At 58.1% G+C, this 771-nt stretch carries 1 protein-coding gene; it reads left to right on the forward strand.

The features are described from left to right. Nucleotides 1-771: hypothetical protein (locus CN925_RS21790; RefSeq protein ID WP_180232986.1), on the forward strand; the 771-nt coding region annotated here is incomplete at both ends.

A 771-nucleotide genomic window follows, 5' to 3' on the forward strand; every position in this document is an offset into this window, starting at 1 on the left:
GGGTCAACCGGAGCAACAGGAGCAACAGGGTCAACTGGAGTAACTGGTGAGACTGGGTCAACTGGAGCAACCGGAGTAACCGGAACAACCGGAGTAGCAGGAGCAACCGGAGCAACGGGAGTAACCGGATCAACAGGGTCAACTGGATCAACAGGGTCAACAGGAGTAACCGGAGTAACCGGAGCAACAGGAGTATCTGGGTCAACTGGATCAACCGGAGTAACCGGAGCAACCGGAATAACAGGAACAACTGGATCAACCGGCCCAACCGGCCCAACAGGAGCAACAGGAACAACAGGGTCAACCGGCCCAACCGGAGCAACCGGAGTAACAGGCTCAACAGGAACGACCGGAATAACAGGATCAACCGGAGTAACAGGTGAGACTGGTACAACAGGAGCAACAGGAACAACAGGATCAACCGGGGCAACGGGAGTAACAGGAGCAACGGGAGCAACCGGGGCAACGGGAGTAACCGGAGAAACGGGAGTAACCGGATCAACCGGCCCAACTGGGGCAACAGGAGCAACAGGTCCAACGGGAGCAACAGGAACGACGGGAGTAACCGGAATAACAGGATCAACGGGAGCAACCGGCCCACCGGGAGCAACAGGAGCAACAGGAATAACCGGAGCAACGGGAGCAACGGGAGTAACCGGCCCAACCGGAGCAACGGGAGAAACAGGAGCAACAGGAGAAACCGGCCCAACGGGAGAAACAGGAGCAACGGGAGCAACGGGAGCAACGGGAACAACCGGGGCAACGGGAGCA

Source organism: Bacillus sp. AFS055030, from assembly GCF_002574545.1.
Lineage (GTDB): Bacteria > Bacillota > Bacilli > Bacillales > Bacillaceae_G > Gottfriedia.